This window comes from Nocardia sputi, from assembly GCF_023501985.1.
In genome coordinates this window covers 18,108-42,599 of the sequence record NZ_JAMFLC010000026.1, presented here as the reverse complement: position 1 = coordinate 42,599, position 24,492 = coordinate 18,108, and the positions used below count along the sequence as shown (strand labels likewise).

Genomic DNA, 24,492 nt, shown 5'->3' with positions numbered 1-24,492 from the left:
GTCGCATCCCAGGACCGCGGCTGATGCCAACCCCTCCGCCTCGCGACGCGCTGCGAGCTGCGGACCTGGTGGCGAATCCGCGAGTCCCGCGGCGCGGGTGCGCAGTCATCGCCAGGCCCATGCCGATTCCCATGGCGAGGATGCCGGGCAGGATGGACGGGTAGCCGCCGTCGACGAAGGCGAACCCGGCCATCAGCGCCAGGCCGACGACAGAGATCAGCGCCCCGACGGTGTCGAAGGCATGTGAGGAGTGCTCGTGAGAGTTCGGCAGGGCTTTGAGCGTCGTGGCCAGGGCTGCGATGACCAGAGCCGCGGGAAGGACGAACAGCCAGCGCCAGTCGGCGACATCGACGAGCAATGCGGACAGGAACATGCCCAGGATGCCGCCGCCTCCGGCGACGCCGGTTCACACACCGATCGCTTTGCCGCGCAGCGGCGGCCGAAAGAATCGGGATAGGGCTCAGCGGTTCGCGAAGAACACGCGCATGTCCTCGACGAGCAGGGTGGGCTGTTCGAGGGCGATGTAGGCGCCTGCCTTGTCGAACTCGGTCCAGCGGGCGACCGTGGTGTCGCGGTCGGCGAAGCGGCGGACGGTGACGTCACCGGCGGCGACCACGAAGGCGGTGGGAACGGTGACGCGCTCCTTGGGCGCCCACGTCATGGGGTCGTGTGCCAGGTCGTGGTAGCTCTGCGCGATGGAACCCGACGTGCCGGTGAACCACTGGACGCTCGCGTCGAGGAGCATCCGGTCCTTGGGAACGGTGTGCTCAGGCAGCTCGGCCTGCGGGTCGCTCCACTCCTTGAACTTCTCCACCACCCAGGCGAGCAGGCCGATGGGGGAATCGTTGAGGCCGTGGGCGATGGTCTGCGGGCGGGTGGACATGATGATGTTGAAGCCGATACCGTCGCGCATGAAGGCGTCGATGGTGGCCATGCGCTGCTTCTCGGTGTCGGTGAAATCACCGGCGCTCTCATCGGGCATGGCGACGTAGGCGTTGACATGCAGGCCGATCAGCCGCTCGGGGATCTGACGGCCCAGCTCGAGGGACAGGTTCGCACCGCCACCGCCGCCGTGCGCGCCGAAGCGCTCGTAGCCCAGGCGGGTCATGAGTTCGGCCATCGCGGTCGCGGTACGCGGGACGGTCCAGCCGGTGTCGGCCAGCGGCGTGGAGAACCCGAATCCGGGCATGAAGGGCACCACGAGATGGAAGTCGCGCGAGAGCGGCTCGAGCACGTCGAGCAGGCCCATAACCCCGCCCGGGTTGTCGTGCAGCAGGAGCAGCGCCCGCGCGCCGGGCCGCGCGGAGCGGATGTGCTTGAAGTGAATGATCTGGCCGTCTATCTCGGTCGTGAACTGCGGCCACCGATTGAGCTCGGATTCGGCCTGCCGCCAATCGAATTCGCCGGCCCAGTAGGCGACCAGCTCGCGCAGGTAGTCCACCGGCACGCCGCGGCTCCAGTCCGCCCCGGGCAGGGCGGGAGTCCAGCGAGCCCGGTTCAGCCGGTCGCGGAGATCGTCCAGATCGGCCTGTGGAACCTCGACGCGGAAGGGGTGGATTGCGTTCATGACCAACTCCTTGGAACGGAATACTTTGTTCCACAACACTAGCGGAATGGTCCATTCCGCTGCAAATCCGGTCGAGGATCAGCCCGCACGAGCACTGGCCGCGCGAGGTGGAACAGGGGCGGAGTGACGTACTATCGGTGCGCACTGAAGCGATGGGGGTAGGGTCACCGTGAATCAGACACAGCCGAGCTCGGGGCGCGCCGATAGTGGAGATGTCGTGCAGCCGTCGCCCGGAGGCGGCCCGCCACCCGGCGATCCCGGCTCACTGTCGCACGATCTGCTGCAGTGGTCAGCGGCTGCGTTCGGCGCGGTCGCGCCCGCGGCGACAGTGTTCGGCAAAGCATTCCTCGAAGCGCTCGGTCAGCGTGCCGCCGACGGTGCGGCAGCGCTTCCGAGCAAGCTACGCCAACGCTGGTTTCAGCGGGCACGGCGATCGCACGGTGATGTCGAAGTGGTTACCGTGCTCGACATCGAGAACCTGAACGCGGCGGCGATCCTGGTCACCACCGGCCTTCCGGACGAGGCGCGCCTGGCCCTGCTCGACCTCGACCCTACCGAGCCCGCACTGCACGGAAAGGTTCTGGAGTGGAACCTCTCGAGCCAGCAGTGGGTCCCGGTGGAAGCACCAGTCACACAGGTGAGTCCACCGCCCAGTGAACGAATCTGACCGAAGGCGTCGGCCGAATCGGTCACAAACCCCGATCCTGGATGGCGTCTCGTCCAGGATCAGAGTCTGGCTGACGAGCCTCAGGTCGGGAGATGTCGCATCTGCTGCGCCCACCACAGTTCGGACCGGTCATCCGCTCAGCGGTATGCGTCGCCGGTGCGGGCGATCACTACATCCATGGCAGACCGGGCTCGGAGCTCGGCCGGGGTGCCGGGGATGGTGGCGCGGCCTCGTATAGTACGGGGAAGTCACAAGATACCCATGGCCAGCATTTTTGCGAGCTCGGCGGATCGCCCGGCATACGCCTCGTGGTAGGCGGCATCAGTTATCCACACGCGCAGAACGAGTTTCGGTGGCATCACGCATCATGGTGATGACCACGACCCAACACGAACGTGCGGAGCGCTGCGCCGATGACCACTACGGATAACTTGCTGTACGGCGGCACCCGTTGGGACGAGCGCGGCCAGTGGTGGTATGAGCTGATCCACGGTGACGGATCGACCGAGCGCGTGCCCGGTCTCGGTACGCGCTTGGCGTTCAGGATCCGCGACACGGCGCGATACTGCTTGGGATATCACGGATTCGGCAGTTTCCCGGGGCGGCGAGCGTGTCCGGATTCCGCGCAACTTGTCAGCGGCCGGCAGTGCCCGCTTTGCCGGGTGCGGGAAGGGTGGGCGGTGGTGCACACGCACCGCGGACCGATCTCGGCCTTGCCCGAGCAGATCCGTGCTTACGTGTCCCAGCCCCACCATCTCTATATCGCCTATTTCGGTGAGGGATTGGCCAAAGTTGGTACGGCGTCGGCGGTACGTCGGCATCGCCGCCTGTACGAACAGGGCGCGCTCGCCGCCCGGTTCATCGCCGACTCACCAGATGGCATGCATGTGCGCGAACTGGAGCGGGTGGTATCGGCACAGGCCGGTTTCCGGCAGGCCGTCGGCAGCGCGGCGAAGACTCGCGTCCTGACCAAGCCGCTGGCTCCGTGGGCGGCAGTGGAGGCTGCGGTGACCGCCGCAGCCTCCGAGGCGCTCGCCGTGCTGCCCACCGGGACGATGCGCACTGAAACGACCTGGTCGGGTGGCGGCGAGTTCTATCGCACAGTGGCGGAGCGAGGCCGCTACGCGACCGTCATCGATTTCGGCGGGGCGTTGCCGCCGGGGGAGTACGTCCTCGACGCGGTGACCGCGCACGGGCACACCATCGCTTGCCGCGACGGATCCGAGACCGGAGAACTTCTCCTGGCCAACGACACTCAGCTCATCGGGCGGCGTATCGAGCTCGACGATTCGATCACCGGCGGGTCCGTTGCAGCGCAGACGAGCTTGTTCTGAGGACTCCGGGACGTTTCGACGACCTGATCGAGTGGAACGTTCGCCTCGATCACAGTGCTGTCGGGATGGTCGGATCGAGGCGGGAGCGGGTGAACGTCGAGCAGCGACAGGCGCCGTATTCGGTGACACCGCGGCGGCCGTACCCGGGGCGGTTGAGTCGTTTCTGTGCCCGGAGGAAGACACGACCACTACGCACACGCCTCCACCAGCGGAAGCGTTGTGTGATCGGCGCGTAGGACGCTGGTCGATCCGTCCGCCTTTCTGGTGGCGGTGCCGGCTGACTACGTCATGGTCGGCGTCAGTTGACAGATGTGGCGGTGGGGGGAGCGGGACCAGAGTCGAGGCTGCGCAACATGCTTCAACGCTCCTCGGAAGGACATCGACATGGTCGACATTCGACACCCTCGTACGCGGCGCGCGGGCGGGGCGATCGCGGCGGTCACGGCTGCGGTGGCGGTCGGCAGCCTCGCCGTCGCCTGCACTGCGAGCACCACCCATGCCGGACCGACCGAGGACGCGCCGAAGCCGACCGTCGTCCTCGTACACGGCGCGTTCGCGGATGGGTCGAGCTGGAACGATGTCATCGACAAGTTGCGCAAGGATGGGTATCCCGTGGTGGCGGCCGCCAATCCGCTGCGGGGGCCCGCCGCCGACGCCACCACTGTGCGGGGACTGATCAGCCATATCAATGGGCCCGTGGTCCTGGTCGGACACTCCTACGGCGGATCGGTCATCAGCACCGCCGCAGCGGGCAGCGATCAGGTGAAGGCGCTGGTGTACGTCGCGGCCTTCCTGCCCGCGCCCGGTGAGACTGCGTTCGAGCTGACCAATAAGTTCCCCGGATCTACCCTGCCGGGCACGCTCAACGCCGTGCCGTTCACCGATGCCGACGGCAGTACCGGCACCGATCTGTACATCCAGCAGGACAAATTCCACGATCAGTTCGCCGCCGACGTCCCCGCCGATCGCGCCGCCCTGGCGGCCGCCGCACAGCGCCCGATCCGGCAGTCCGCGCTCGAGGAGAAGGCGACCGTCGCTGCTTGGACCGACAAGCCCAGCTGGGATGTGGTCACCACGCAGGACCTCAATATTCCGGTCGCGGCGCAGCGGTTCATGGCCGAGCGGGCGCACGCCCAGGTGATCGAGATTGCGGCGTCGCACTCGGTCACGGTCTCGCACCCGGATCGGGTCGCCGAGGTGATCGAGCAGGCCGCCCGGAACAACGCCCACTGAAGCGTCGCGAAAGACATTAGAGGAGAGAACGAATCATGGACATGAAGCTGGAAGTCGCCGTCGTGCCGGTCGCCGATGTCGACCGCGCCAAGGCCTTCTACACCGAGCGGCTCGGATTCCGTCTCGACGCCGATTTCCCGGTGGACGACGGCTATCGCGTCGTGCAGGTGACCCCACCCGGCTCGGAATGCTCGATCATCTTCGGCACGGGAGTGACCGCGGCCGCACCGGGCAGTCTGGCCGGGCTGCATCTGATCGTCACCGATATCGAGAAAGCGGTCGCGGAGTTGACCGTGCGCGGGATCGCGGTCGACGGACCGTTCCACGACGCCACCGGCGTTTTCCATCACGCCGGGACCGAAAGTCGAGTGCCGGGAGCGGATCCACAGCGTCGCAGCTACGGCTCGTTCGCCGCGTTCACCGATCCCGATGGCAATGGCTGGTTCCTGCAGGAAATCACCCAGCGCGCACCCGGCCGCTGACCTCCATCGAAGGTGAAATCCGTGTCCGACAGAAAACTTCGTAGCTACGACGTGGTGGTCATCGGGGCTGGACCGGTCGGTGAGAATGTCGCCGACCGTACTCGCGCCGCCGGGCTGAGCACCGTGATCGTCGAATCCGAACTGGTCGGCGGCGAATGTTCCTACTGGGCCTGCGAACCCAGCAAGGCGCTGCTGCGCCCAGCCTCGCTCTACCGTGAGGCCGCGGCCTTCCCGGGAGTCGCCGCCGCGGTCACCGGCGCGCTCGATGCGCCCGCGGTGCTCGAACATCGCGACCGCATGGCGGCCGGCTGGAACGATCGGGGCCAGGTCGAGTGGCTCGACTCCGTCGATGTCGACCTGATCCGCGGCCACGGTCGCCTGGACGGGCCCCGTCAGGTGACGGTCCACACTCCTGAAGGTGAGACCGTGCGGCTCACCGCCCGGTACGCGGTGGCGGTGTGCACCGGCACCTCCGCGGCGCTGCCGCCGCTGCCGGGCCTGGATGCGTTGCGGCCGTGGACGAGTCGCGAAGCCACCAGCGCCCGCGAAGTACCGGGCCGGCTCGCGATTCTCGGGGCCGGGGTGGTCGCCACCGAAATGGCCGCCGCCTGGCAGGCATTGGGTGCCCAGGTCACGCTCATCGCCCGCGAGTCCCGGCTGCTGGGCCGCGTCGAAGCCTTCGCCGCGGACCTGGTCGCCGAGCGGCTCCGGGCAGCCGGGGTGGACCTGCGATTCGGCACCACCATCACCGCAGCAGATCGCGCGGGTGGCCCCGACGACACCATCCATCTGACCCTCGCCGACGGCGCCCGGCTGGTCGCCGACGAACTGTTGCTCGCGACCGGACGCGCACCCCGCACCGAGGACCTCGGCCTCGACACGGTCGGTTTGCGACCGGGAGCGTGGCTCACCACCGACGACACGTTCACCGTGACCGCCGTCGACGGCGAGTGGCTGTATGCGGTCGGCGACGTCAATCACCGTGCGCTGCTCACCCATCAGGGCAAGTATCAGGCCCGTATCGCGGGGTCGGTCATCGCCGCCCGCGCGCTGGGGAATGCGCTCGACACCAGTCGTTGGGGCCCGCATGCCGGGACCGCCGACCTCGAGGCGGTGCCGCAGGTCGTCTTCACCGATCCGGAGATCGCGGCGGTCGGCCTCACCACCGAGGACGCCGCCCGCGCCGGACGGACGGTGGACGTGGTCGACTACGACAGCGGCCGCGTCGCTGGTGCGATCCAGCACGATCCCGGCTATCGCGGACGGGCCCGCATCCTGATCGATCCGGACCGCCGGGTCATCGTCGGCGCGACCTTCGCCGGCGCAGGCGTCGCCGAGCTGCTGCACTCGGCCACTATCGCCATCACCGCCGAGGTCCCCCTCGACCGGCTCTGGCATGCCGTCCCCTCGTTCCCCACCATAAGCGAAGTCTGGCTCCGCCTGCTGGAGACATATCGCGACCAACAGCCATCGTTCGCCCTGGGAGAAACCCGATGATCATCTACGAGCGGCTCTACGTCGGCGGCTCCTGGACCGAACCCAGCGAACCGGCACTGCTGGAAATCCTCTCGCCACACGATGGCTCGGTCATCGGCAGGGCGGCGCAGGCGCAACCCGCCGATGTGGACCGCGCGGCAATGCTGGCGCACACGGCGTTCGAAGGACGCGTATGGCGTGACACCCCGCTCCCCGAGCGAATCGCATTGCTGCGCAGATTCAATAAATTGCGCGAGGACGAGGCAGACCGGATCGCCGACCTCATTTCCGCAGAAAACGGCGCCGCCGCATGGTTCACCAAGGCAGGCCAGGCCGGTCTGACCCGCCAGGCGAATGCCTACCTCGCTGCCGCCGAGCATTTCGACTGGGAACGCACCCTCGAACCGTCGGACCCGAGTTCCCGCGTGCGCAGTGTGGTGCGGCGCGAGCCGGTCGGCGTCGTGGCGGCGGTGATCCCGTGGAATTCACCCTTCTCCTCCGCGACCTCGAAGATTCTGCCCGCTCTGCTCGCCGGGAATTCGGTGGTGCTGAAAGTCTCTCCGGAGAACTCCCTGAGCATGGGCCTGCTGGCCGAACTGGTGGATCGAATCGGACTGCCGGGCGGCGTGCTCAGCGTGCTGCCCGCAGATCGCGAAACGAGCGAGTATCTGATCTCCCATCCGCGGGTGGACAAGATCGCGTTCACCGGCTCGACCGCGGCCGGTCGCCGGATCGCGTCCATCGCGGGCACCCAGCTCAAACGAGTGAGTCTCGAACTGGGCGGCAAATCGGCGGCGGTGATCCTGCCCGATGCCGATCTGACGGCGGTGATGAACGGCCTGAAGTTCGGCTCGCTGTTGAACAACGGTGAATCCTGCATTGCCCAAACCCGGATCCTCGCCCCCCGCTCCCGCTACGAGGAGGTCATCTCGGCGCTGGCGGCGCTGGTCGAGTCCCTGCCGGTCGGTGATCCCCGCGACCCGGAGACCTTCATCGGCCCGATGGTTCGCGGCGATCAACAACAGCGCGTCCGCGACTACATCGAGATCGGCATCGCGGAAGGCGCGCGCCTGGTCTGCGGCGGCCCGCAGGTCCCGCCCGGACCGCGGGGCGGCTTCTACGTCACCCCCACGGTTTTCGCCGATGTGACGCCGACCATGCGCATCGCGCGGGAGGAGATCTTCGGTCCGGTCCTGGTCGTCCTGGCCTACGACGACATCGACGACGCGGTCCGCATCGCCAACGACTCCGAATACGGCCTCTCCGGCGGCGTGTGGTCGGCCGACGAGGCCGCGGCGCTGGCCGTCGCCCGCCGAATCCGGACCGGCACGGTCACCATCAATGGCGCGCCGATCGGATTCGACGGTCCCTTCGGTGGCTTCAAAGCCAGCGGAATCGGACGCGAGTACGGCGTGGTCGGGCTGGGCCAGTACACCGAATACCAGACGATCACCGTCTGACACCGCTGGTAGGGTGGTCACGTGATTATCGAGGAAGTCGACAGACGCTAGCCGCCCAGTCGAAGGCGGCGCATTCCTCATTCATTTCTCTCGGTGCCCCGTAACCGAACAGCCCGAGATTTTTCGAGCCTGATTCGCCTTCGTCTGCTTCCGCAATGTCTTGAAATCACGCGGCCCGCTCGTTCACGAGCAGGAAAGAGTCGACGACCCATGTCCACATCCATGCAATCAGCGATCACTCTGCAGCACGTGTCCTTCGAATGGCCCGACGGAACTGCCGCGCTCTCCCAGCTCAACGGGACCCTGACCACCGGGCGCACCGGTCTGGTAGGGCGCAACGGCTCCGGAAAATCGACACTGCTGCGGTTGATCGCGGGAATCCTCACCCCGACCTCCGGACGGATCGAAACCACCGGAGAGGTGGGCTACCTGCCGCAGACGCTGACCCTCGGCAACGACCACACCATCGCGGAATTGCTCGGCATCGCGGGCACGCTCGCGGCCGTGCGCGCGATCGAATCCGGCGAGACCGGGGAAGCGCACTTCGAGACGATCGGCGACGACTGGGACATCGAATCCCGCGCCGACGAAGCGCTGCACGACATCGGTTTCAGCGCCGCCGATCTCGACCGCAAGGTGGGGGAGATCTCCGGCGGCGAAGCGGTGCTGATCGCCATCACGGGTCTGCGGATTCGGCGCACACCGATCACGCTGCTCGACGAGCCGACCAACAACCTCGACCGCGAGACCCGCTCCAAGCTCGCCGAATTCGTGGACTCGTGGCCCGGCACCCTGGTGGTGGTGAGCCACGATCTCGAACTGCTCGAGCATATGGACGCCACCGCCGAACTGCACGGGACTGCGCTGGGTGTGTTCGGCGGGCCCTACAGCGTCTGGCAGCAGCACGTCGAGCAGGAGCAGGCGGCGGCCGCGCAAGCGGCGCGCACCGCAGAGCAGGCCTTGAAAGTCGAGAAACGCCAGCGCATCGAAGCCGAGACGAAGCTCGCCAGACGTGAACGCACCGCCAGGGCGACCCAGCGCGGCGGCGGCATACCCCGGATCCTGGCGGGCAACCGCGCCAGTAGAGCGCAGGGCTCCGCGGGCGCGATGCGCTCCACGCTCGACGCGAAAGTGCTCGCGGCCCAGAAAGTTGTGGACACCGCCGCATCCCGTGTCCGACGTGAGGAGCACATTCGTCTCGAATTGCCCGACCCGGATGTGCCGCGCAGCCGTCGCATCGCGGAACTACGCGACGGCGACCGCTCCATCGTCGTTCAGGGGCCAGAGCGGGTCGCTCTGATCGGCCGCAATGGCGCGGGCAAGTCGACATTCCTCGAAAATCTGATTCATGGTCGAGATCTGGAACGCGGGACGCTGCTGACCGACCGCGTCGGGTATCTGCCGCAACGCCTGGACAATCTGGACGAACAGGCCGGTGCGCTCGAGAACGTCCTTTCGGTGGCCGCTGCCATAGCGCCGGGCGCGATCCGCAATCAGCTGGCCCGGCTCCTGTTGCGCGGCAGCAGTGTCGAACGGCCGGTTTCGACACTGTCGGGCGGGGAGCGCTTCCGGGTATCCCTTGCGCGCCTGCTGTTCGCCGATCCGCCGCCGCAGCTGCTGATCCTCGATGAGCCGACCAACAACCTGGACATCGCCAGCGTCGACCAGCTCGTGGAGGCCCTAGGCGACTATTGCGGCGCGATTCTCGTGGTCAGCCACGATTATCCGTTCCTGCGCAGGATCGGTATGAACACTGTGATCGAACTCGATGCGGACGGCGGATTCCAGCTACGCGACTCCTTATAGACGCGCAAAGGCGGGGCCCGGTTGACCGGGCCCGGCCTTTCCGGCTTTCAGAGGTGGTCGGCGTCGATGATCGCCTGGGCGAACGGGCGCGGCGCCTCCTGCGGCACGTTGTGGCCGATACCGTCGAGAACACGGTGCTCATGCTTGCCGGTGTACTTTGCGGCGTAGAGCTTTCCGTCCTTGGCCGCGCCGTCGAAGTCGCTACCGAGCGTGATGGCGGGCACGGTGATCGCCGGTGCGGCGGCCAGTTGCCGCTCGTAGCTGTCGTATTGCGGCTCGCCCGGCGCCAGGCTCAAGCGCCAGCGGTAGTTGGAGATGACGATGTCGACGTGGTCGGGATTGTCGAAGGCGGCGGCGCTGCGGTCGAAGGTAGCGTCGTCGAAATTCCAGACCGGGGAGGCGCGCTTCCAGATCAGCTTGTTGAAATCGTGCCGATTGCGGGTGTAGCCGAGGCGGCCACGCTCGGTGGCGAAATAGTATTGGTACCACCACCCGAGTTCGGCCTCGGGAGCCAGTGGCTGCTGCTGTGCCGCCTGCACCGTGACGATGTACCCGCTCACCGCGACCATGGCCTTGACCCGCTGCGGCCACAGCGCGGCGATGATGTCGACAGTCCGCGCGCCCCAATCGAAGCCGCCCAGTACGGCCTTGTCGATGTGCAAGGCGTCCATGAAATCGACGATGTCGCGTGCGATGGCCGACTGCTGACCGTTGCGGACGGTCTGGGTGGAGCGGAAGGTGGTCGGACCGTAGCCGCGCAGGAACGGAACCAGAACCCGGTAACCGGCGGCCGCCAGCAGCGGACCGACATCGGCGTAGCTGTAGGCGTCGTAGGGCCAGCCGTGCAGCAGGATCACCGGTTGACCGGTGCCGGGCCCGAATTCGGCGTATCCGACGCTGAGAACACCAGCGTCGATCTGCTTGATCGGTCCCAGGGTTGTGTTGTCGCCCGAGCCCTTCCGCAGATCCGCGCCGGGGACCGGCGTCGTGGCCCCCGGCGCGGTGGCGGAATCCGTCCCGCAGGCGCTCAGCGAGGCGGCGGTCAGGCTCGCGGCACCCGCTACGAGCGCACCACCGAAGAATCGTCTGCTGATATTCATTCCGCCGACGCTAGGTAGCGCGCGGTCGTGGCCGCGAGCGTCGGATGACGTAATCGGTGTCCATTGCCCAGGCCCGTTCTACTACGCCGTCTCTTCCTCGGTCGGCAGCACCCCCGCGAGATCACCGCGCGAACTGATCCCGAGCTTCGGGAAGATCCGGTGCAGGTGAGTGCTCACGGTCCGGTGCGACAGGAACAGCCGCTGCCCGATCTCCCGGTTGGTCAGCCCTTGGGCCGCCAGTTGCGCGATGCTCAGCTCGTGCGGGGTGAGCCGGTCGCGGGCATCCGGGTCGCGATTCGGGCTCGATTCGCCCGCGCTGCGCAATTCCAGGCGGGCCCGTTCACTCCACGCCGTGAAGCCGAGGGCGTCGAAAGTCTCTCGCGCCTTGCGCAAATGGGTGCGGGATTCGACGACTCGCCGCTGCCGCCGCAGCCACTCGCCATAGGCGAGATGCAGGCGGCCGCGTTCGGCCGGCCAGCCGGTCAGATCCGCCTCCAGTGCGGCGGCGAACAGCTTTCCGGCCATATCACCGGCGAGCACCGCTCGCGCGTAGCGCATTCCGATGTGCAGGGCGGGCGATGACGTGGCTGCCGCGACCGGTTCCAGTTCGCGCAACAGTTCCGCCACCGCGTCGGTCTGTCCGGCGCGGACCGCGGCCTCGGCGATTTCGGTGAGGAAACACGCGCGCAGCGTCAGTGAATACGACGGATCCCGCGGATCGTGGACGCGAGCCAGATCGGTGAAGGCGTCATCGAATCGGCCCTCGCCGAGCGCGATGAGCCCGCGGGTGAGCTGCACCGTGGCCAGCACAGGCCGCGCGCCGGCCGCCAGTCCGGTCCGTTCGGCGTCCGCTGCGAGTGCGGCGGCCTGCAAGTAGTCGCCACGCAGCGCCGCGATTTCGGCCTGTACCGCGACGACCACCGCGTGCATGAACGGCGCCCCGGTCTCCCCGGCGAAGGCCGCGGCCTCGGCCGCGATGGGCGCGGCAGCGGCGAGGTCGCCGAGCCGGGCCAGGCTCCAGGCCTGGATCGCGAGTGCCCGGGTCAGCAGCCCCAACTGTCCGGCGGAGCGGAATCCGGGTGCGGCGGCGGCCGCGAACTGTGCCGCGAGGTCGAAAGCGCCGACCTGATAGGCCGCACTGCTGAGAAAGTGATCGACCTCCGGATCGCGCCCCGTGGTCGCGGCCAGCGCGCGCAGGTGACCGAGGACCTGTTCGCCGCGCTCGAACGGGGCAACGATCGAGTCGACCGCGAGCTTGCGCGGATCACCGTCGGGAATGCCGAAGGTGTCGGCGACCGCGAGCACCGCGCGCCGGGCCTCGGGTCCGGGTTCGACCCAGAAGCACCGCATGGCCGCACCCCACAGGATCCGCAGCGCGGGATCCACATACCCGTCGGCGGCGACGGCGGCCGCGAGCGCGGCCAGTTCGCCGATACGCGAAGGGCTTTCACGCATCCCGTCCTCGAACCCGCTGAGCAGCCAGTTCGCGGTGGCCTCCTGCGCGGCGGTGAGAGGGAGCGTACGTGCGGTGTCGACCAGGCGATCGGCCGTGTCGCGGTGACCGGCGTCGACGGCCAGTTCAGCAGCGCGCAGGAGTCGATCCGCGCGTCGGCCGGGGGTGGCGCTCAGCGCCGCAGCACGCTCCAGCGCCGCGATCGCGCCGCCGCGGTGCCGGGACCGTTCGGCGGCGTCCTCGAGCGCCGTAGCCACCTCCTCGTCGGCGCCGACCGCACCCGCCGCCCGATGCCACACCTGGCGATCCGGTGACTCGGTGAGCAGGTCCGAGAGGGCCCGGTGGGCCCGCTGGCGCTCCTCGGGCATCGCCGCCGCCACCAGGGCCGAACGAATCAGCGGATGCCGGAAAGTCACCGTGCCGGGACCGATATCGATCAACCCGGCCGCCACGGCAGGGGCGAGAATCTCGGTTCCCACCTCGGATCCCAGGAGAATCCCTGCGGCAATCAGCGTCTCACTGAGCGAATCGCTGTCATCGAGCGCCGCGACGAGCAATGCCGATCGGGTGCGCTCGGGCAGCGCGGCACCACGCGCCGAGAAGGCGCGTTCGAGGCGCTCGGTCAACGGCAGCGCTGGAGCGGTTTCGCTGAGATACCCCACCGCCGTGGGCAGTTCGATCAGCGCGAGCGGGTTGCCTTGCGCCTGCGCGAGCACCCGACGACGGACCTCGGCAGGCAATTCCGGTGCGATGCTGTCGAGCAGCGCGTTCGCGTCGTGCTCGGGCAGCGGACCCAGCCGCATGGTGGTCAGTCCGGCCTCGCGCAGCGGTGAATCTGCACCGTGGCGCACCGTGGCGAGCACAGCGACGGGTTCGGAGTCGATGCGGCGCGCGACGAAGGCGAGGACCTCTGCGCTGGCGGGATCGAGCCAGTGCACGTCCTCGGCGACGACCACCAGCGGCCGTTCGACCGCCAGGTCCGCCAGCAGGGTCAGCGCGGCCAGCCCCACCAGGTGCAGGCTCGGCTCCTCGGTGGTATCCGACATGCCCAAGGCGTTCGTCAGCGCCTCGAATTGGTGCCTCGGCAGGGTATCGAACGCGCTGCGTAGCGGGTAGAGCAGCCGGTGCAGCCCGGCGTAGGTGAGGCCGTGTTCGGCCTCCGCACCCGCGGTCCGCAGTATCCGCAGCCCCGCGGCGGCCGCGGCGGCGGCCGCCTCCGCGACCAGTGCCGACTTGCCGATTCCGGGTTCCCCCTCGATCAGGATGCCACTTCGCTCGCCGGGACCGTCCACCAGTGCGGCCAGGTCTTTCAGCTCGGTCTCTCGTCCGAACATCGGCATGTGGGCGTTCTCCTCCCGGGGCCGTCACGGGATGCGGCGACCCGCCGCGACCTTACCGAAACCGGATTACGTCACCCCAGCGTCAACTGACAGATTCGGCGCCCTGGTCGCGGCGGCGAAGGTAGCCCCATGACTACGGTACGTTTTCACCTCCTGTCCACACTGACTCCCGCCGAGGTCGTGCGGGTACTCACCGACTTCGGACCCGATCGCGCCGAGGTGTGGCCGAACATCGACGCCGAGCACTTCCGAATCCACGACCGCGGCGACACCTGGGCCGAGGTCACCGAGGGCACCGCCGCCGCCTGGGAGCGCGCCCGCTACGAATGGGATCCCGCCGGTGACACCGTCACCATCACCACGCTGGACTCGAAGCTGTTCGGCACGGGCGGCGGCTGGGTCTTCCGCGCCACCCCCGCCGCGTCGGGCAGCCGCGTCGATGTCGAACTGACCCGCACTCCGCAGGCGGTCAAGGGGAAGATCCTGGCGATGCTGCTGCGGCTGGTCGGGCCGTCGTCATTGCGCAAGGCGTTCGCCGGACCGCTTCGCGCCGCGTGATGAGCAGAGTCGCCGCGCGCGAGATACCCGGCCACGACGGCGTCACGCACCATTCGACTGGCGCCGGAGTGATCGAGACCCTGTGACGGCGGCTTCCTCACCCGTCCGTAGCGCGGCGGCGACGGCTTCCACGACCTGGATGTGCTGGACCCGCCGCAGCTCTCTGTCCGCTCCCGAGGTCGCTTACGTCAGTGCCCGGTTGCTTCAGCGGCGCGACCAGAAAACGGACCAGCCGAAACAACGCCGGGCCGCCTTCGACCGCAGAACTCAACCGACACACGACGCCTGGTGGCTCGGCTCGTACTTCGCCAGATAACAGCCAAAGACGGTCACCACCTGCACAGCGAACCGCACCCTCGTCCGCGTCGAGTTCAGTGTTCTGCGCGCGCACGCCTACATCCTGTCGGCATGCGCCGTGTGACGAGTACCGCGATCCGCGGGCGACGTCTGCCGGTCGCCGAACCCCGAGCCCGCACCGGTTTTCCTTCCTCGGGTCCGAGCGCGACCATCGAAGCGTGCGTCAACTTCTCCGCTCGGTGTGGTACGGCGCCGAACCCGCCGAGGCGGTCCTGGCGGGACTGGGCGCTGGTGGGGGTGTTCATCGGGCTTGTGCTGCTCGAAGGGGCGGGACGGCGGGATCATCGCCAGACCGTGATTCCCGAACGCCGGGACCAGGTCGTCAACCGCAAACCCAAGGGCCGGGCAGGCGGGCGGACACCGAGCTTCGATGCCGAGATCTACAAACGCCGCAATGTCATCGAATGTGCCTTCGACAGGGCCATTGTCGTAATAAGAAGCGGGCGGGTTGATCGGCCTGGGAGTGCGAGTCCGAATCACTCTCGCCGATCGGGCTCGAGGAACTCTTACCGACAGGTAGCCCGCCGGACCGGTAGCCGCGATCGGCGCCGTGCCGGGTGCGAGCCGGCAGCGCTGCAACACCCACTACGCGATCGAAGTTCGTGGCTGTGGGTGCGGACCCTGCCGCATGCGGTGTTCGACCAAGCGGATCATGACCACCAATACATGTCCATCGCCTTCACCGAGCGCCTCGCCGAGGCCGGGGTCCAGCCCTCGGTCGGGGCGGTTGGATCGGCCTACGACAACGTCACGTAATACCCCTCGTTTGCGGCTGGTGACACGATCCTCACCGGCACCCCCATAGTGCGGCCGATGAGTTTGGGGCTCCCGATCGGTCGAAGCTCGTGACACTCTAGGAAAGGACACCGCCATGTCGGAGCTTCTCGTCGACTACATCACCTCTCTCGACGGCTACGCATCGGGAGAAGGATGGCCCGGGTTCTGGGGCCTCGAGGGCCCGGAGTACCTCGCATGGCTCGGCGAGCAGCCCGAGGCCACCTACCTGATGGGAGCGAATACCTACCGCCTGATGTCGGGCTTCGCCGCCGGCGAGGTCCCGAGTGGCCAAGACGAGTTCAGGCCCGAGGAAGAGGCGTCCGTCGACGAGCTCACGCGAGCGTCCAAGGTGGTGTTCTCCTCCTCACTCGAGGAGCCACTGAGGTGGGCCAACTCCACGCTCGTCCGCGACGACGCCGTCGAGGCGGTCCGCTCCATGAAGTCGAGCGGCTCGGGACTGCTCAGCACGATCGGCAGCCTGAGCCTGTGCCGGTCCCTGCTGAGAGCCGGACTCGTCGACCGATTCCGGGTCGTGATGTTCCCGGTGATCACCGGTGCCACGGGCGCGGAACGCATCTACGACGGCTATCCGGACGTTGCGCTCGAGATGATCGATCAGCGCACCTTCGATGGCCGCATCCAGCTGGTCGAGTACAAGCCCCGCGTGCTCGAGCACCCGCCGCTCGGCGCCCCTGCGTGACGTCGCCCGTCCTCCGGTCCGGACCGCCGCCAGGCCCGGCATCCAAGTGCCCGATGCCCCGTAATGCCGCTGGCCGCGCGGACCGAACCGGCAGCCGGCTCGGTCCGGCGGAAGATCGGCCCATGAGGTCCGAGTCCGCCGGATCTGGCGGTAAGTCGCCGCCGCAGATAGTTACGCGAGTCGGTACCACCCGCCGGGTGCATATGCCCACGTCGCTGTTCGAGCTACTGTTGGTGCCATCCCTTGCAGGTATCCAAGCCGGGCTTCGTGCTGCCGCGAGCTGTGAAGAATTCGGTTAGAAGTTCACTGACGGGAAGGCCTCGGCTTCGAAGGAAGTCGTCGAGCATCGCGAGCACCTCGGCGAGTGGGTGAAGAGCTGAGGTCTCAATAGCGAGGCCGCCTATTTCGAGGCGAGGTCAGTACGAATGAACCTGTGAGTGCGCCTCTTCGAGAGAACATCCCGCCAGGAGCGCCTCGACTCCGCTGGTGAAGTTGGGGCACTCGACGATGTCATCGTGCGGGCAGGCCAGACCATGGGCGATGGCGGTGCGTGCCGCCAGTGCCTGGGCAATCCGTTGATCCAGCTCGGTGAGCTTGCGTTGATACAGCTCCCGCCAGCTGTCGTCGGTCAGCGAACGAGACGCGATGAACGCTTTGACCTCCCGCAATGTGAAACCGACGTTTTGCAGCGCCAAGACCACACCGACCAGCCTGACCGCCGATGGCGGATAACGCCGTTGGCCCGAGACCCGGGCCGGTGGCGGTAGCAGGCCCAGTTCCTCCCAGTACCGCAGCGCGGAGGTGGCGACACCGGTGCGGCTCGCCAGCTCACCGATCGTCAACTGTTCACTCATTTGACTTCAAGCATACTTGAAGCCGTTCACTGGCGATCATGCAGAAAGTAGCCACAGCTCTCAAACAACGGGCGATCAGATATTTGGTGCGCCAGGCCCGTCACCCTCGCGGCTTCGTCGGGTGGGCGAACGGCTGGATGTTCGCTCTTCGCCCCTCCAACCGGCAGCGCAACGTCTGGGCAGTTTCGTTGCTGGCCGTGCAGCCCACCGATCGGGTATTCGAGATCGGTTTCGGCCCCGGCGTCGCCATCGCCGAGTTCGCCGGCCGCGCCACCCAGGGGCATGTCTTCGGGATCGACCACTCCCGAGCCATGGTTCGGCACGCCGCCCGCCGCAACGCCGCCGCCGTCCGTGCCGGCCGAGTGCATCTCACGCACGCCTCGGTGGAGCAGTTGCCGAGTTTCGACGATCCGCTCGACGCCATCCTCGTCGTCAACTCCGTGGGATTCTGGCCTGACCCGGTGGAGCGGCTTCGCGAGCTGCGCCGCCTGCTCCGGCCCGCAGGACGCATCGCGCTCGTCAGCCAGCCCCGCTGCCCCGGCGCCACCCGGGACACCACGGCCCGAGCCGGCCAAGAACTCCAGGACCTGCTCGCCCAGGCCGGCTTCACCGAGCTCCGGGTAGAAACCCTCGACCTCGATCCGCCTGTCGCCTGTGTTCTCGCCATCAACCCGACCGACGTACCCTCTTGACCGCCCGCAGCACACCGGACAGCCTCGGTAGTGCTGACTGCATGACTAAGAAGCCAGGGCCGGAATCGTCCTCGATGGGGAATGGGTGACACGATGGTTGCCGATACCGGCTTGATGCCGCCGAGGTCGAGTCGAGGGACCTCGGACATCGGTTTGCGGAAAATCTCGATTCCGTATTCGGTGAAGGCATCGGTGGTTCTCGCCGAGTAGTGCCGACCGCTGTCGGTGATCAGTTGGACGCCCATCCGCGGTTCGTCCCAGCCGGGATACTCCCATTCATCGATGTAGATGTCCTCATCGTCGGTGGTCAGCAGGTGGTACACGACCTCGGTGATGCGCTCGCCGGGCAGTTCGGCAACGATCGCCGTCAGTGATTCCTCGGCGCATTGGATCGCCTCCCGTGACATGCGTTGCGGTGTTGGTGACGGCAGCCACTCGGCGCAGGTGACGACCTCGAAACCGCGATTGGGGAAAACGGTATCCATGAAGAAGTCGTGCGTTGTCCGTTCGTCGTCGGCACAGCCGTCGCGCAGAACGATCACCCGGTAGTCGCGGTCTGCTGCGACGTAGCACGTTGCAGTTACCATTGCGCTGGTGGCGACACCTGCGATCGCGAGCGTGTCGACACCGTGGGCACGGAGTACGAGGTCGAGATCGGTGCCTGCGAATGAGCTGGACCGGCGCTTGGACGCGATGACATCCTCGGCGGCGACCGGCGATTCGACCTCGTTCCGGGCGCCCCCTCATGAAAGGCGTCGCCCGCTTCGTGGAAGGGCCGGAACAATTCGCCGTGTCGCGGCAAGTCGATTCCATTGGGGCGCAGAGCAAATCGCACGAACACTACTAGCGTGCCGATCTCGCGAACCCGGGAGAGCAGTTCGTACAGTGGGTCCACCACCTGTGCGGCGAATGGATGGTTGGCCGTGATGCCCCGCTGGAGGGAAGGTTTCAACTGAGATGAGGCGGTTCCTGCAGCTTCCAGCGGTCAAGTCGGGAAGGCGGGCGATCGCTCATGACCGCCTCGCAACGCGGCGGCGAGCTTGGCGGGGGATCTCATCTAGCGTTCGGAGGCGCGGCGGGTGCCGAGTGTAGCTTGGGCTGTGACCTTGCCTGGGTGCCTGATCGGAGCTGGCGGCCCCGATCAGGCTAAGAACTCGGTTCAAATGAGTTGCGGAGAATATGACCGAGCAGGCGAGGCTGAGTAGGGCGTGGCGGATGTCGGCTCGGCGTTCGTAGCGGTTCGTAGGCGTTCGAATGCGTGTAGCCGTGCGAAGGAGCGCTCGCGTTTGGTGACCGAACACGGTAACGGACTACCGCATGGCCAGATCATGACCATCGCTCAGGCCATCGGCTCACCGGACGCGGTTGCGTTCTCTGGCGGCCGACTTGGTCGTCGAAGCGCTCGAATCAGGTCACGGCCATGACAGCTACGCCCGCCTGGTGGAACGCTTCAGCCGCGGATAGCGTGCGCTCACGGCCTCACCGGTCCGATGAGGTTCGAGAAACCGCCTTCGATCCTCACTCGTGGTTCGAAATCAGGTGCACCGTCTGCACGACATGGGCGCACATGTTGCCGGCGTCATTTCGCACCTCGACTGTGACCACGACCTGACGTCCGCTGACCCGGAGCGGAACCGCGATCGCGGTGGCGACATCGGTAATCGGACGCAGAAAGTAGGTGGTGGAGTCCGCTGTCGCGGGCAGTGCGCCGGGCTTGCCGTTCACGGCCGCGCACACAGCTGCCGTCGCGTCGGCCAGTGCCATGACCGCGCCGCCGTGCAAGCCACCGCCGGTGGTCGAGAGGGCGGCAGAGTGAGTCAGCCGCGCGGTCACCCGGTTCGGTTCGATGTGATCGAACTCCACTCCCAGAGTGCGCACGAATGGTGCGAGCGCGTAGACGTCCTCGGTGGTGATGGTCATGACGGTTCCCTTCTAAAGAAGACTCTCTAGAGAGATGACTCTAGGCAGGGCGGGCAGTACTGTCCAGGAATGCCTCGACTGGTGCACGACACGGACCACATCCTGGACACGGCCGCGCAGTTACTGCGGACGGGCGGTGTCGCCGGGGTGACTGTCAGCGCGGTCGTCCGCGCGGCAGGAGTGTCGAGTGGGTCGGTTTATCACCGGTTTCCGGATCGGGCCGCATTGCTCGGCGCGTTGTGGACGCGGACGCTCGCGCGCTATCACACCGCGGCGTACCCGCTGTTCGACGGTGATCCCGTCGAGGCCGCGGTGGCGCTGGCCGGATACACCGTGCGGTGGTGTGCGGCGAACCCGCTGGACGCGCACGTAATGCTCACCGGCGCCGCCAGATTCGGCGCCGATGCCTGGCCGGAGATGGTACGTGCCGAGCGAGACGCGGAGAACGAGCGCTGGAACTCGGCGATGCGCGATCTTGTCGCGCGGCTCGGCGAACAGACCGGGCGCGGGCGCACCGCCCTGCTCCTGGCGGCCGTCGACCTGCCCATCGCCGCGGTGCGCCGCTACCTGACCTCCGGCTCCGCGATCCCGGCGGACCTCGCGGATGTCACCGCCGCACTCGTGCGCGACGCGCTGCGCTGAGTGGCCGTCACGGCCTCGCTCACTCGGGTGGATCCGCTGCCGGCCGACCGTCGAGCAGGGCTTCGAGGTCGGCGGGGCCTGGTCCGGGAAGAGGTGCGCCGGGGGTCGGCTGCAAACCGTTGACGAACAAGGTGAGATGGCGGTCGGCCAGATCGGACCACAGCGGAGTGCGAGGCAGGGGCTGGGTGAGCAGGGCGGCGCAGACGACGATGTCGGCGGCGGTGACGTCCGGCCGGATCGCGCCGTCCGCACGGCCCTCGCCGAGGAATCGGTCGAGTGCCGCGGCGATGCGCTGCCGCGCGGCGACTGCGGCCGGGTCGGTGAGCGGTGGGGCTCCGCGCAGCGGTAGGACCAGTTGGTCGCCGAGTTCCAAGCAGCGGCGCAGGTAGGTTTCGATGGCGGCGGCACCGGTCGCGCCGGCGGCGGTGATCTCGTCGAGCACGGCCTCCAGCATCGCGTAGGCGCGCTGTTCGAGGGCCTGCAGCAGCGCCGCGCGGTGGGGGTAGCCGCGGTAGAAGGTGCCGACGCCGACACCGGCGGCAGCGGCGATGTCGGTCAACGGCACGCCGGGCCCGCGCCGGGAAATGAGTTCGGCCGCGACGGTGAGAAGTTTCTCCCGGTTCAGTGCGGCGTCTCGGCGCAGGGCCCGGCGGCGGGACGGCGGTGTGGACTGAGACGGTGTCATCGTCTCTTCATTGTCGCCGCCCGGTGGCCGTGCCCACCCGGCTGGGTACGATCCGCCGCTCCGGATCGACCGCGGCGCGGATTGCCCGCAGTCTGGCCAGCGCCGGATCCGGCAGTGCGTTCGCGACCGCGGCCCGGCCTTCGGCGAAGGACGCCATCGCCTGGCCGGTATCCGCCGGAGCAGCGAGCATTTCGATCGCCGCGAGTGCCGGTTCGGCGGTGGCGCCGATACCGACGGCGTGCAGCAGCCACGGTCCTGGCGAGGTCGTCATCGCCCCTTCAGGACCGGCTGTGGTGCGCGCCGTGTTACGCAGTTCGAGCATTGCGATCCCACCGGCGGGCGACGCCGCACGGTTCAGCAGTGCCGCGCTGACATCGGGGGTGTTCGGGTCCAACCAGCGCCCGAGCCCGAGCGCCGGCATCGGGCCGGACGGGTCGAGGTGGATGTGCGCCAGGCGCGCACCGTCGGCCGGACCCCATGGGTCCTCGGTGGCCGGAGCGGGCACGGTGGACAGCGCTTCGAGCAAGGGTGCGGCCGCGGCCTCCCCGGCGGGCGAGGCGTAGGCCAAGTGGACGACCGGACGCCCGGACAGTTCGGGCGGAAACGGTCCCGCCGGCGGTGTGTGCAGCACCGCCAGGCTGGTCGACAGCGCATCCCCGGCTGCGGCCAGCCCGCGGTGATAAGCCGCGATGACGGCGTCGAGCGCGTCGATTCCCCACAAGCGGTAGCCCGCCCACATCGCCGTCGGCGCCACCAGCCGTACGGTCAATCCGGTCGCGATGCCGACACCACCGCCGCCGCGGAAGGTCCACAGCGCCTCGCGATCGATCGGATCGACCGCATCCTCGGCGGCGCGGCGCATGCGCCCGGCCCCGTCGACGTAATCGACGGCCAGCAGGGCCGCCGAGGCCAGCCCGTAGGGATGCAGTAGCCAACCGACCCCGCCGCCGAAGGTGTAACCGGACACCGCGACGGTGGGCGAGGTGCCGGCGAGCCCGGCCAGTCCGAACCGGGCGGCGGCCGCGTTCACCCGCGTCCAGGTAGCGCCCGCCCCGATGTGCCCGGTGTGGGCGACGGGATCGATGTCGACCGTGTCCAGCGCGGAGGTGTCGATGAGCAATTGATCGTCACCGATGGCCGCTCCGGCACCATGGCCGCTGGCCTGCACGGCGACTCGCAGATTCCGATCCGCCGCCCAGTGTACGAGTGCGGCGACCTCCCGGTCCTGACGTGGGCGGGCGACCACGGCCGGATGCTGGGGCGCGACGGTGTTGTGCGGGCTGGTCGCGGCACGGTAGACCTCGCTCTCCGGGCCATGGATTATTCCGGCCGGTAGTCCCAGCGCCGTGGTCGTGCGGTTCTGCTCGCTCATCTGTGTCCTCTTCCACTGTGTCCCGGATCGGGAGCGGGCGTTCGCCCGTCTCACCGGCAACCACTTATGCGGAATATTTCTTCCGGATAGGTGTTGCATTGTCCGGGTGCCATGACGGCACCCGGACCGAAGGACGAACCATGAATGACTTCAACACCCGTGTGATCACGCAGTTCCGGACCGGCGGCGGCCGGGTCGGCGGCTGGGGCGACCGGCTCGTGCTGATCCACTCCACCGGCGCCCGCACCGGACTGGAACGCGTCAACCCGGCCCTGTCGTTGCGCGACGGCGACGACCGGCTCGTCGTCGCCTCCGCGGCCGGCGCGCGCGCCAGGCCCGCCTGGTATCACAATCTGCGCGCCCACCCCGACATCATGATCGAGACGCCCGCGGGTCCGGCCGCCGTCACCGCCCGGGAACTCGAGGGTGCCGAATACGACCGGGCCTGGCACCGATTCCAGGCCGTCTCGGATTCGTTCGCCCGCTACCGCGACAGCGCGGGCAGGCCAGTGCCGATCTTCCGGCTGAGCCCCCGCCCCGTCGCCGTCTGAGCTGTTCACTCACCGACAAGGACCCATCACCATGACCAAACTCTGGACCCCCACCACCGTCGGCGCCATGCAGCTCGCGCACCGGATCACGCTGTCGCCCATGACCCGCGGCCGTGCCCTCGACGACGGCACCCCGTCCCCGATGGCCGCCCGCTACTACGCCCAGCGCGCCGCCCTCGGCCTGCTCATCACCGAGGGCACCCAGCCATCCGCGACCGGGCAGGGCTATCTGAACACTCCCGGAATCCACACTCGCGCCCACGTCGAAGGCTGGCGTGCCGTCGCCGACGCCGTACACGAGGCGGGTGCGTATCTGGTCATCCAGCTCATGCACACCGGCCGCATGGGCCATCCGGACAACACCCCCGGCGGGCACACACCGGTCGCGCCGTCGGCGATCGCACCGGGCGTCGACATCTTCACCCCTACCGGCCCGCAGCCGGCTCCCGTGCCGCGCGCACTCACCCAACCCGAAATCGAAGGCATAGTCGGGGAATTCGCGGATGCGGCCTGGATGGCTGTGCAGGCCGGCGCCGACGCCGTGGAGATCCACGCCGCGAACGGTTATCTCCTGCACCAGTTCCTGGCACCCAACGCCAATCGGCGCACCGACCACTACGGCGGCAGTCTCGCCAATCGCGCACGATTCACCTTGCAGGTCGCCGAGGCCGTCGCCGACATGATCGGCGAACACCGCACCGGCATCCGGCTCTCACCCGGCAACGGTCTCGGCGGCATCGACGAGGGACCCGACTCGGCCGCTCTCTACCGGCATCTCGTCACCGGTCTGGCCGAACTCGATCTGGCCTTCCTCGACGTGTTCTCCTTCACCGACGACGCCGTCCTGCGCGACATCCGGGACCGCTGGCACCGGCCCCCCGCAGCGGGCCGTTCGCGCGGGCGTGCTCCCAGGCCGCCGCGACGACGGGATCGATATCGGCACCTTCCGGCTCGGTCGAGTTCAACCATGCCGAGAAGGCGATCAGTTCGTCGGTGTGGGTGGAATGGTAGACCCGGAAGGCTTCCGGCTGCCGGTCCAGCCAGAAGGCCGCGATCGTCGCCGAGGCCGTGCCCTCGGTCTCCTGCACCATCTCCAGCAGGCGGGCGCGCTGGGCCGGGACGTAGGGCCGATCCTGGACCGCGCCGGCCTCGCGAAAAACATTGAACTCCGACATCCGGCGATCCGCGCGGTAGAGGAAGATCAGCGCTCCGGTGCGTGCCAACAGCTGGGCTTGCGGTGCCGCGCGCAGCTGCTGGAGATGGAAATCGCGCAGGCTGCCGTGCATTTCGGCGAAGCCTTGCGGGTCGCGCCATTTGAGATCGGCCTCGAGCGCTTCGCGGACTACGTCGTGCGGGAACAGGCCGGTGTCGGTCGATTCGATGAACGGCTGTATCCGTAGCCAGCCGAACAGATCCGCGGCCTGCGGGCCCATCAGCGCACGCAGCATGGATTCGGAAGTGATGTA

At 68.0% G+C, this 24,492-nt stretch carries 21 protein-coding genes and 1 pseudogene; 14 read left to right on the top strand and 8 right to left on the bottom strand.

Annotated elements, in window-relative coordinates; translation table 11 throughout:
- Positions 1–256: 256 nt before the first annotated feature.
- On the top strand, positions 257–457 hold the full coding sequence (locus M8859_RS29795) for a hypothetical protein (protein ID WP_249645179.1): 201 nt from the start codon (positions 257–259) through the stop codon (positions 455–457).
- Between the two features lie 3 nt (positions 458–460).
- On the opposite strand, the gene M8859_RS29790 is transcribed toward M8859_RS29795, so the two are convergent.
- The gene (locus tag M8859_RS29790; protein ID WP_195071890.1) at positions 461–1,567 is read right to left on the bottom strand and encodes an epoxide hydrolase family protein; all 1,107 of its coding nucleotides are present in this window, start codon (positions 1,565–1,567) and stop codon (positions 461–463) included.
- A gap of 217 nt (positions 1,568–1,784) precedes the next feature.
- Here M8859_RS29790 and M8859_RS29785 point away from each other — a divergent pair, with 217 nt between their 5' ends.
- From M8859_RS29785 to M8859_RS29755, 7 genes are all read left to right on the top strand, one after another.
- The gene (locus tag M8859_RS29785) at positions 1,785–2,234 is read left to right on the top strand and encodes a hypothetical protein (protein WP_159928536.1); all 450 of its coding nucleotides are present in this window, start codon (positions 1,785–1,787) and stop codon (positions 2,232–2,234) included.
- A 413-nt stretch (positions 2,235–2,647) separates the two neighbouring features.
- Positions 2,648–3,568 (top strand): DUF2797 domain-containing protein, encoded by a 921-nt coding sequence (locus tag M8859_RS29780; RefSeq protein WP_159928538.1) that lies wholly within the window; start codon positions 2,648–2,650, stop codon positions 3,566–3,568.
- A gap of 384 nt (positions 3,569–3,952) precedes the next feature.
- Positions 3,953–4,801: an alpha/beta fold hydrolase gene (locus M8859_RS29775; RefSeq protein ID WP_159928540.1), complete on the top strand. Its 849-nt coding sequence runs from the start codon at positions 3,953–3,955 to the stop codon at positions 4,799–4,801.
- 35 nt (positions 4,802–4,836) lie between these two features.
- Positions 4,837–5,283, top strand: coding sequence for a VOC family protein (locus M8859_RS29770; RefSeq protein WP_195071891.1), 447 nt, complete (start codon positions 4,837–4,839; stop codon positions 5,281–5,283).
- Positions 5,284–5,304: 21 nt separating this feature from the next.
- Positions 5,305–6,780: a dihydrolipoyl dehydrogenase family protein gene (locus M8859_RS29765; RefSeq protein WP_195071892.1), complete on the top strand. Its 1,476-nt coding sequence runs from the start codon at positions 5,305–5,307 to the stop codon at positions 6,778–6,780.
- Positions 6,777–8,219, top strand: a complete 1,443-nt coding sequence (locus M8859_RS29760) for an aldehyde dehydrogenase (protein WP_195071893.1) — start codon at positions 6,777–6,779, stop codon at positions 8,217–8,219. Before M8859_RS29765 ends, M8859_RS29760 begins: the two co-directional genes overlap by 4 nt.
- A 210-nt stretch (positions 8,220–8,429) precedes the next feature.
- Complete coding sequence (locus M8859_RS29755) at positions 8,430–10,025, top strand: ABC-F family ATP-binding cassette domain-containing protein (RefSeq protein ID WP_249645178.1); 1,596 nt, start codon at positions 8,430–8,432, stop codon at positions 10,023–10,025.
- Positions 10,026–10,072: 47 nt separating this feature from the next.
- On the opposite strand, the gene M8859_RS29750 is transcribed toward M8859_RS29755, so the two are convergent.
- Positions 10,073–11,125 carry an alpha/beta fold hydrolase gene (locus tag M8859_RS29750; protein ID WP_249645177.1) on the bottom strand — a complete coding sequence of 351 codons (1,053 nt, stop codon included), beginning with the start codon at positions 11,123–11,125 and terminating at the stop codon, positions 10,073–10,075.
- A gap of 81 nt (positions 11,126–11,206) precedes the next feature.
- Positions 11,207–13,918, bottom strand: coding sequence for an ATP-binding protein (locus M8859_RS29745; RefSeq protein ID WP_159928552.1), 2,712 nt, complete (start codon positions 13,916–13,918; stop codon positions 11,207–11,209).
- Positions 13,919–14,047: 129 nt separating this feature from the next.
- Here M8859_RS29745 and M8859_RS29740 point away from each other — a divergent pair, with 129 nt between their 5' ends.
- On the top strand, positions 14,048–14,476 hold the full coding sequence (locus tag M8859_RS29740) for a hypothetical protein (protein WP_159928554.1): 429 nt from the start codon (positions 14,048–14,050) through the stop codon (positions 14,474–14,476).
- 1,228 nt (positions 14,477–15,704) lie between these two features.
- Positions 15,705–16,310 (top strand): dihydrofolate reductase family protein, encoded by a 606-nt coding sequence (locus M8859_RS29730; protein ID WP_249645176.1) that lies wholly within the window; start codon positions 15,705–15,707, stop codon positions 16,308–16,310.
- Positions 16,311–16,726: 416 nt separating this feature from the next.
- On the opposite strand, the gene M8859_RS29725 is transcribed toward M8859_RS29730, so the two are convergent.
- Complete coding sequence (locus tag M8859_RS29725) at positions 16,727–17,164, bottom strand: MerR family transcriptional regulator (RefSeq protein ID WP_249645175.1); 438 nt, start codon at positions 17,162–17,164, stop codon at positions 16,727–16,729.
- A gap of 38 nt (positions 17,165–17,202) precedes the next feature.
- On the opposite strand from M8859_RS29725, the gene M8859_RS29720 reads away from it, so the two are divergent.
- Positions 17,203–17,856, top strand: a complete 654-nt coding sequence (locus M8859_RS29720; protein ID WP_249645174.1) for a class I SAM-dependent methyltransferase — start codon at positions 17,203–17,205, stop codon at positions 17,854–17,856.
- Between the two features lie 452 nt (positions 17,857–18,308).
- On the opposite strand, the pseudogene M8859_RS37730 reads toward M8859_RS29720, so the two are convergent.
- Both M8859_RS37730 and M8859_RS29715 read right to left on the bottom strand, forming a co-directional pair.
- Positions 18,309–18,554, bottom strand: a pseudogene (locus M8859_RS37730) (cysteine hydrolase family protein); the annotation flags it as partial.
- A gap of 820 nt (positions 18,555–19,374) precedes the next feature.
- Entirely contained in the window at positions 19,375–19,776 is a 402-nt protein-coding gene (locus tag M8859_RS29715; protein WP_249645173.1) for a PaaI family thioesterase, read from the bottom strand.
- Between the two features lie 69 nt (positions 19,777–19,845).
- Here M8859_RS29715 and M8859_RS29710 point away from each other — a divergent pair, with 69 nt between their 5' ends.
- Positions 19,846–20,418: a TetR/AcrR family transcriptional regulator gene (locus M8859_RS29710; RefSeq protein ID WP_195071897.1), complete on the top strand. Its 573-nt coding sequence runs from the start codon at positions 19,846–19,848 to the stop codon at positions 20,416–20,418.
- A 19-nt stretch (positions 20,419–20,437) separates the two neighbouring features.
- On the opposite strand, the gene M8859_RS29705 is transcribed toward M8859_RS29710, so the two are convergent.
- Together M8859_RS29705 and M8859_RS29700 are read right to left on the bottom strand one after the other, a co-directional pair.
- On the bottom strand, positions 20,438–21,103 hold the full coding sequence (locus M8859_RS29705; protein WP_195071898.1) for a TetR/AcrR family transcriptional regulator: 666 nt from the start codon (positions 21,101–21,103) through the stop codon (positions 20,438–20,440).
- Positions 21,104–21,110: 7 nt separating this feature from the next.
- Positions 21,111–22,475: an FAD-binding oxidoreductase gene (locus tag M8859_RS29700; protein WP_195071899.1), complete on the bottom strand. Its 1,365-nt coding sequence runs from the start codon at positions 22,473–22,475 to the stop codon at positions 21,111–21,113.
- Positions 22,476–22,615: 140 nt separating this feature from the next.
- On the opposite strand from M8859_RS29700, the gene M8859_RS29695 reads away from it, so the two are divergent.
- Positions 22,616–23,026 carry a nitroreductase/quinone reductase family protein gene (locus M8859_RS29695; RefSeq protein ID WP_195071900.1) on the top strand — a complete coding sequence of 137 codons (411 nt, stop codon included), beginning with the start codon at positions 22,616–22,618 and terminating at the stop codon, positions 23,024–23,026.
- Positions 23,027–23,057: 31 nt separating this feature from the next.
- A complete protein-coding gene (locus M8859_RS29690; RefSeq protein WP_195071901.1) occupies positions 23,058–24,191 on the top strand; it encodes an oxidoreductase in 1,134 nt (377 codons plus the stop codon).
- Positions 24,192–24,492: the final 301 nt, after the last annotated feature.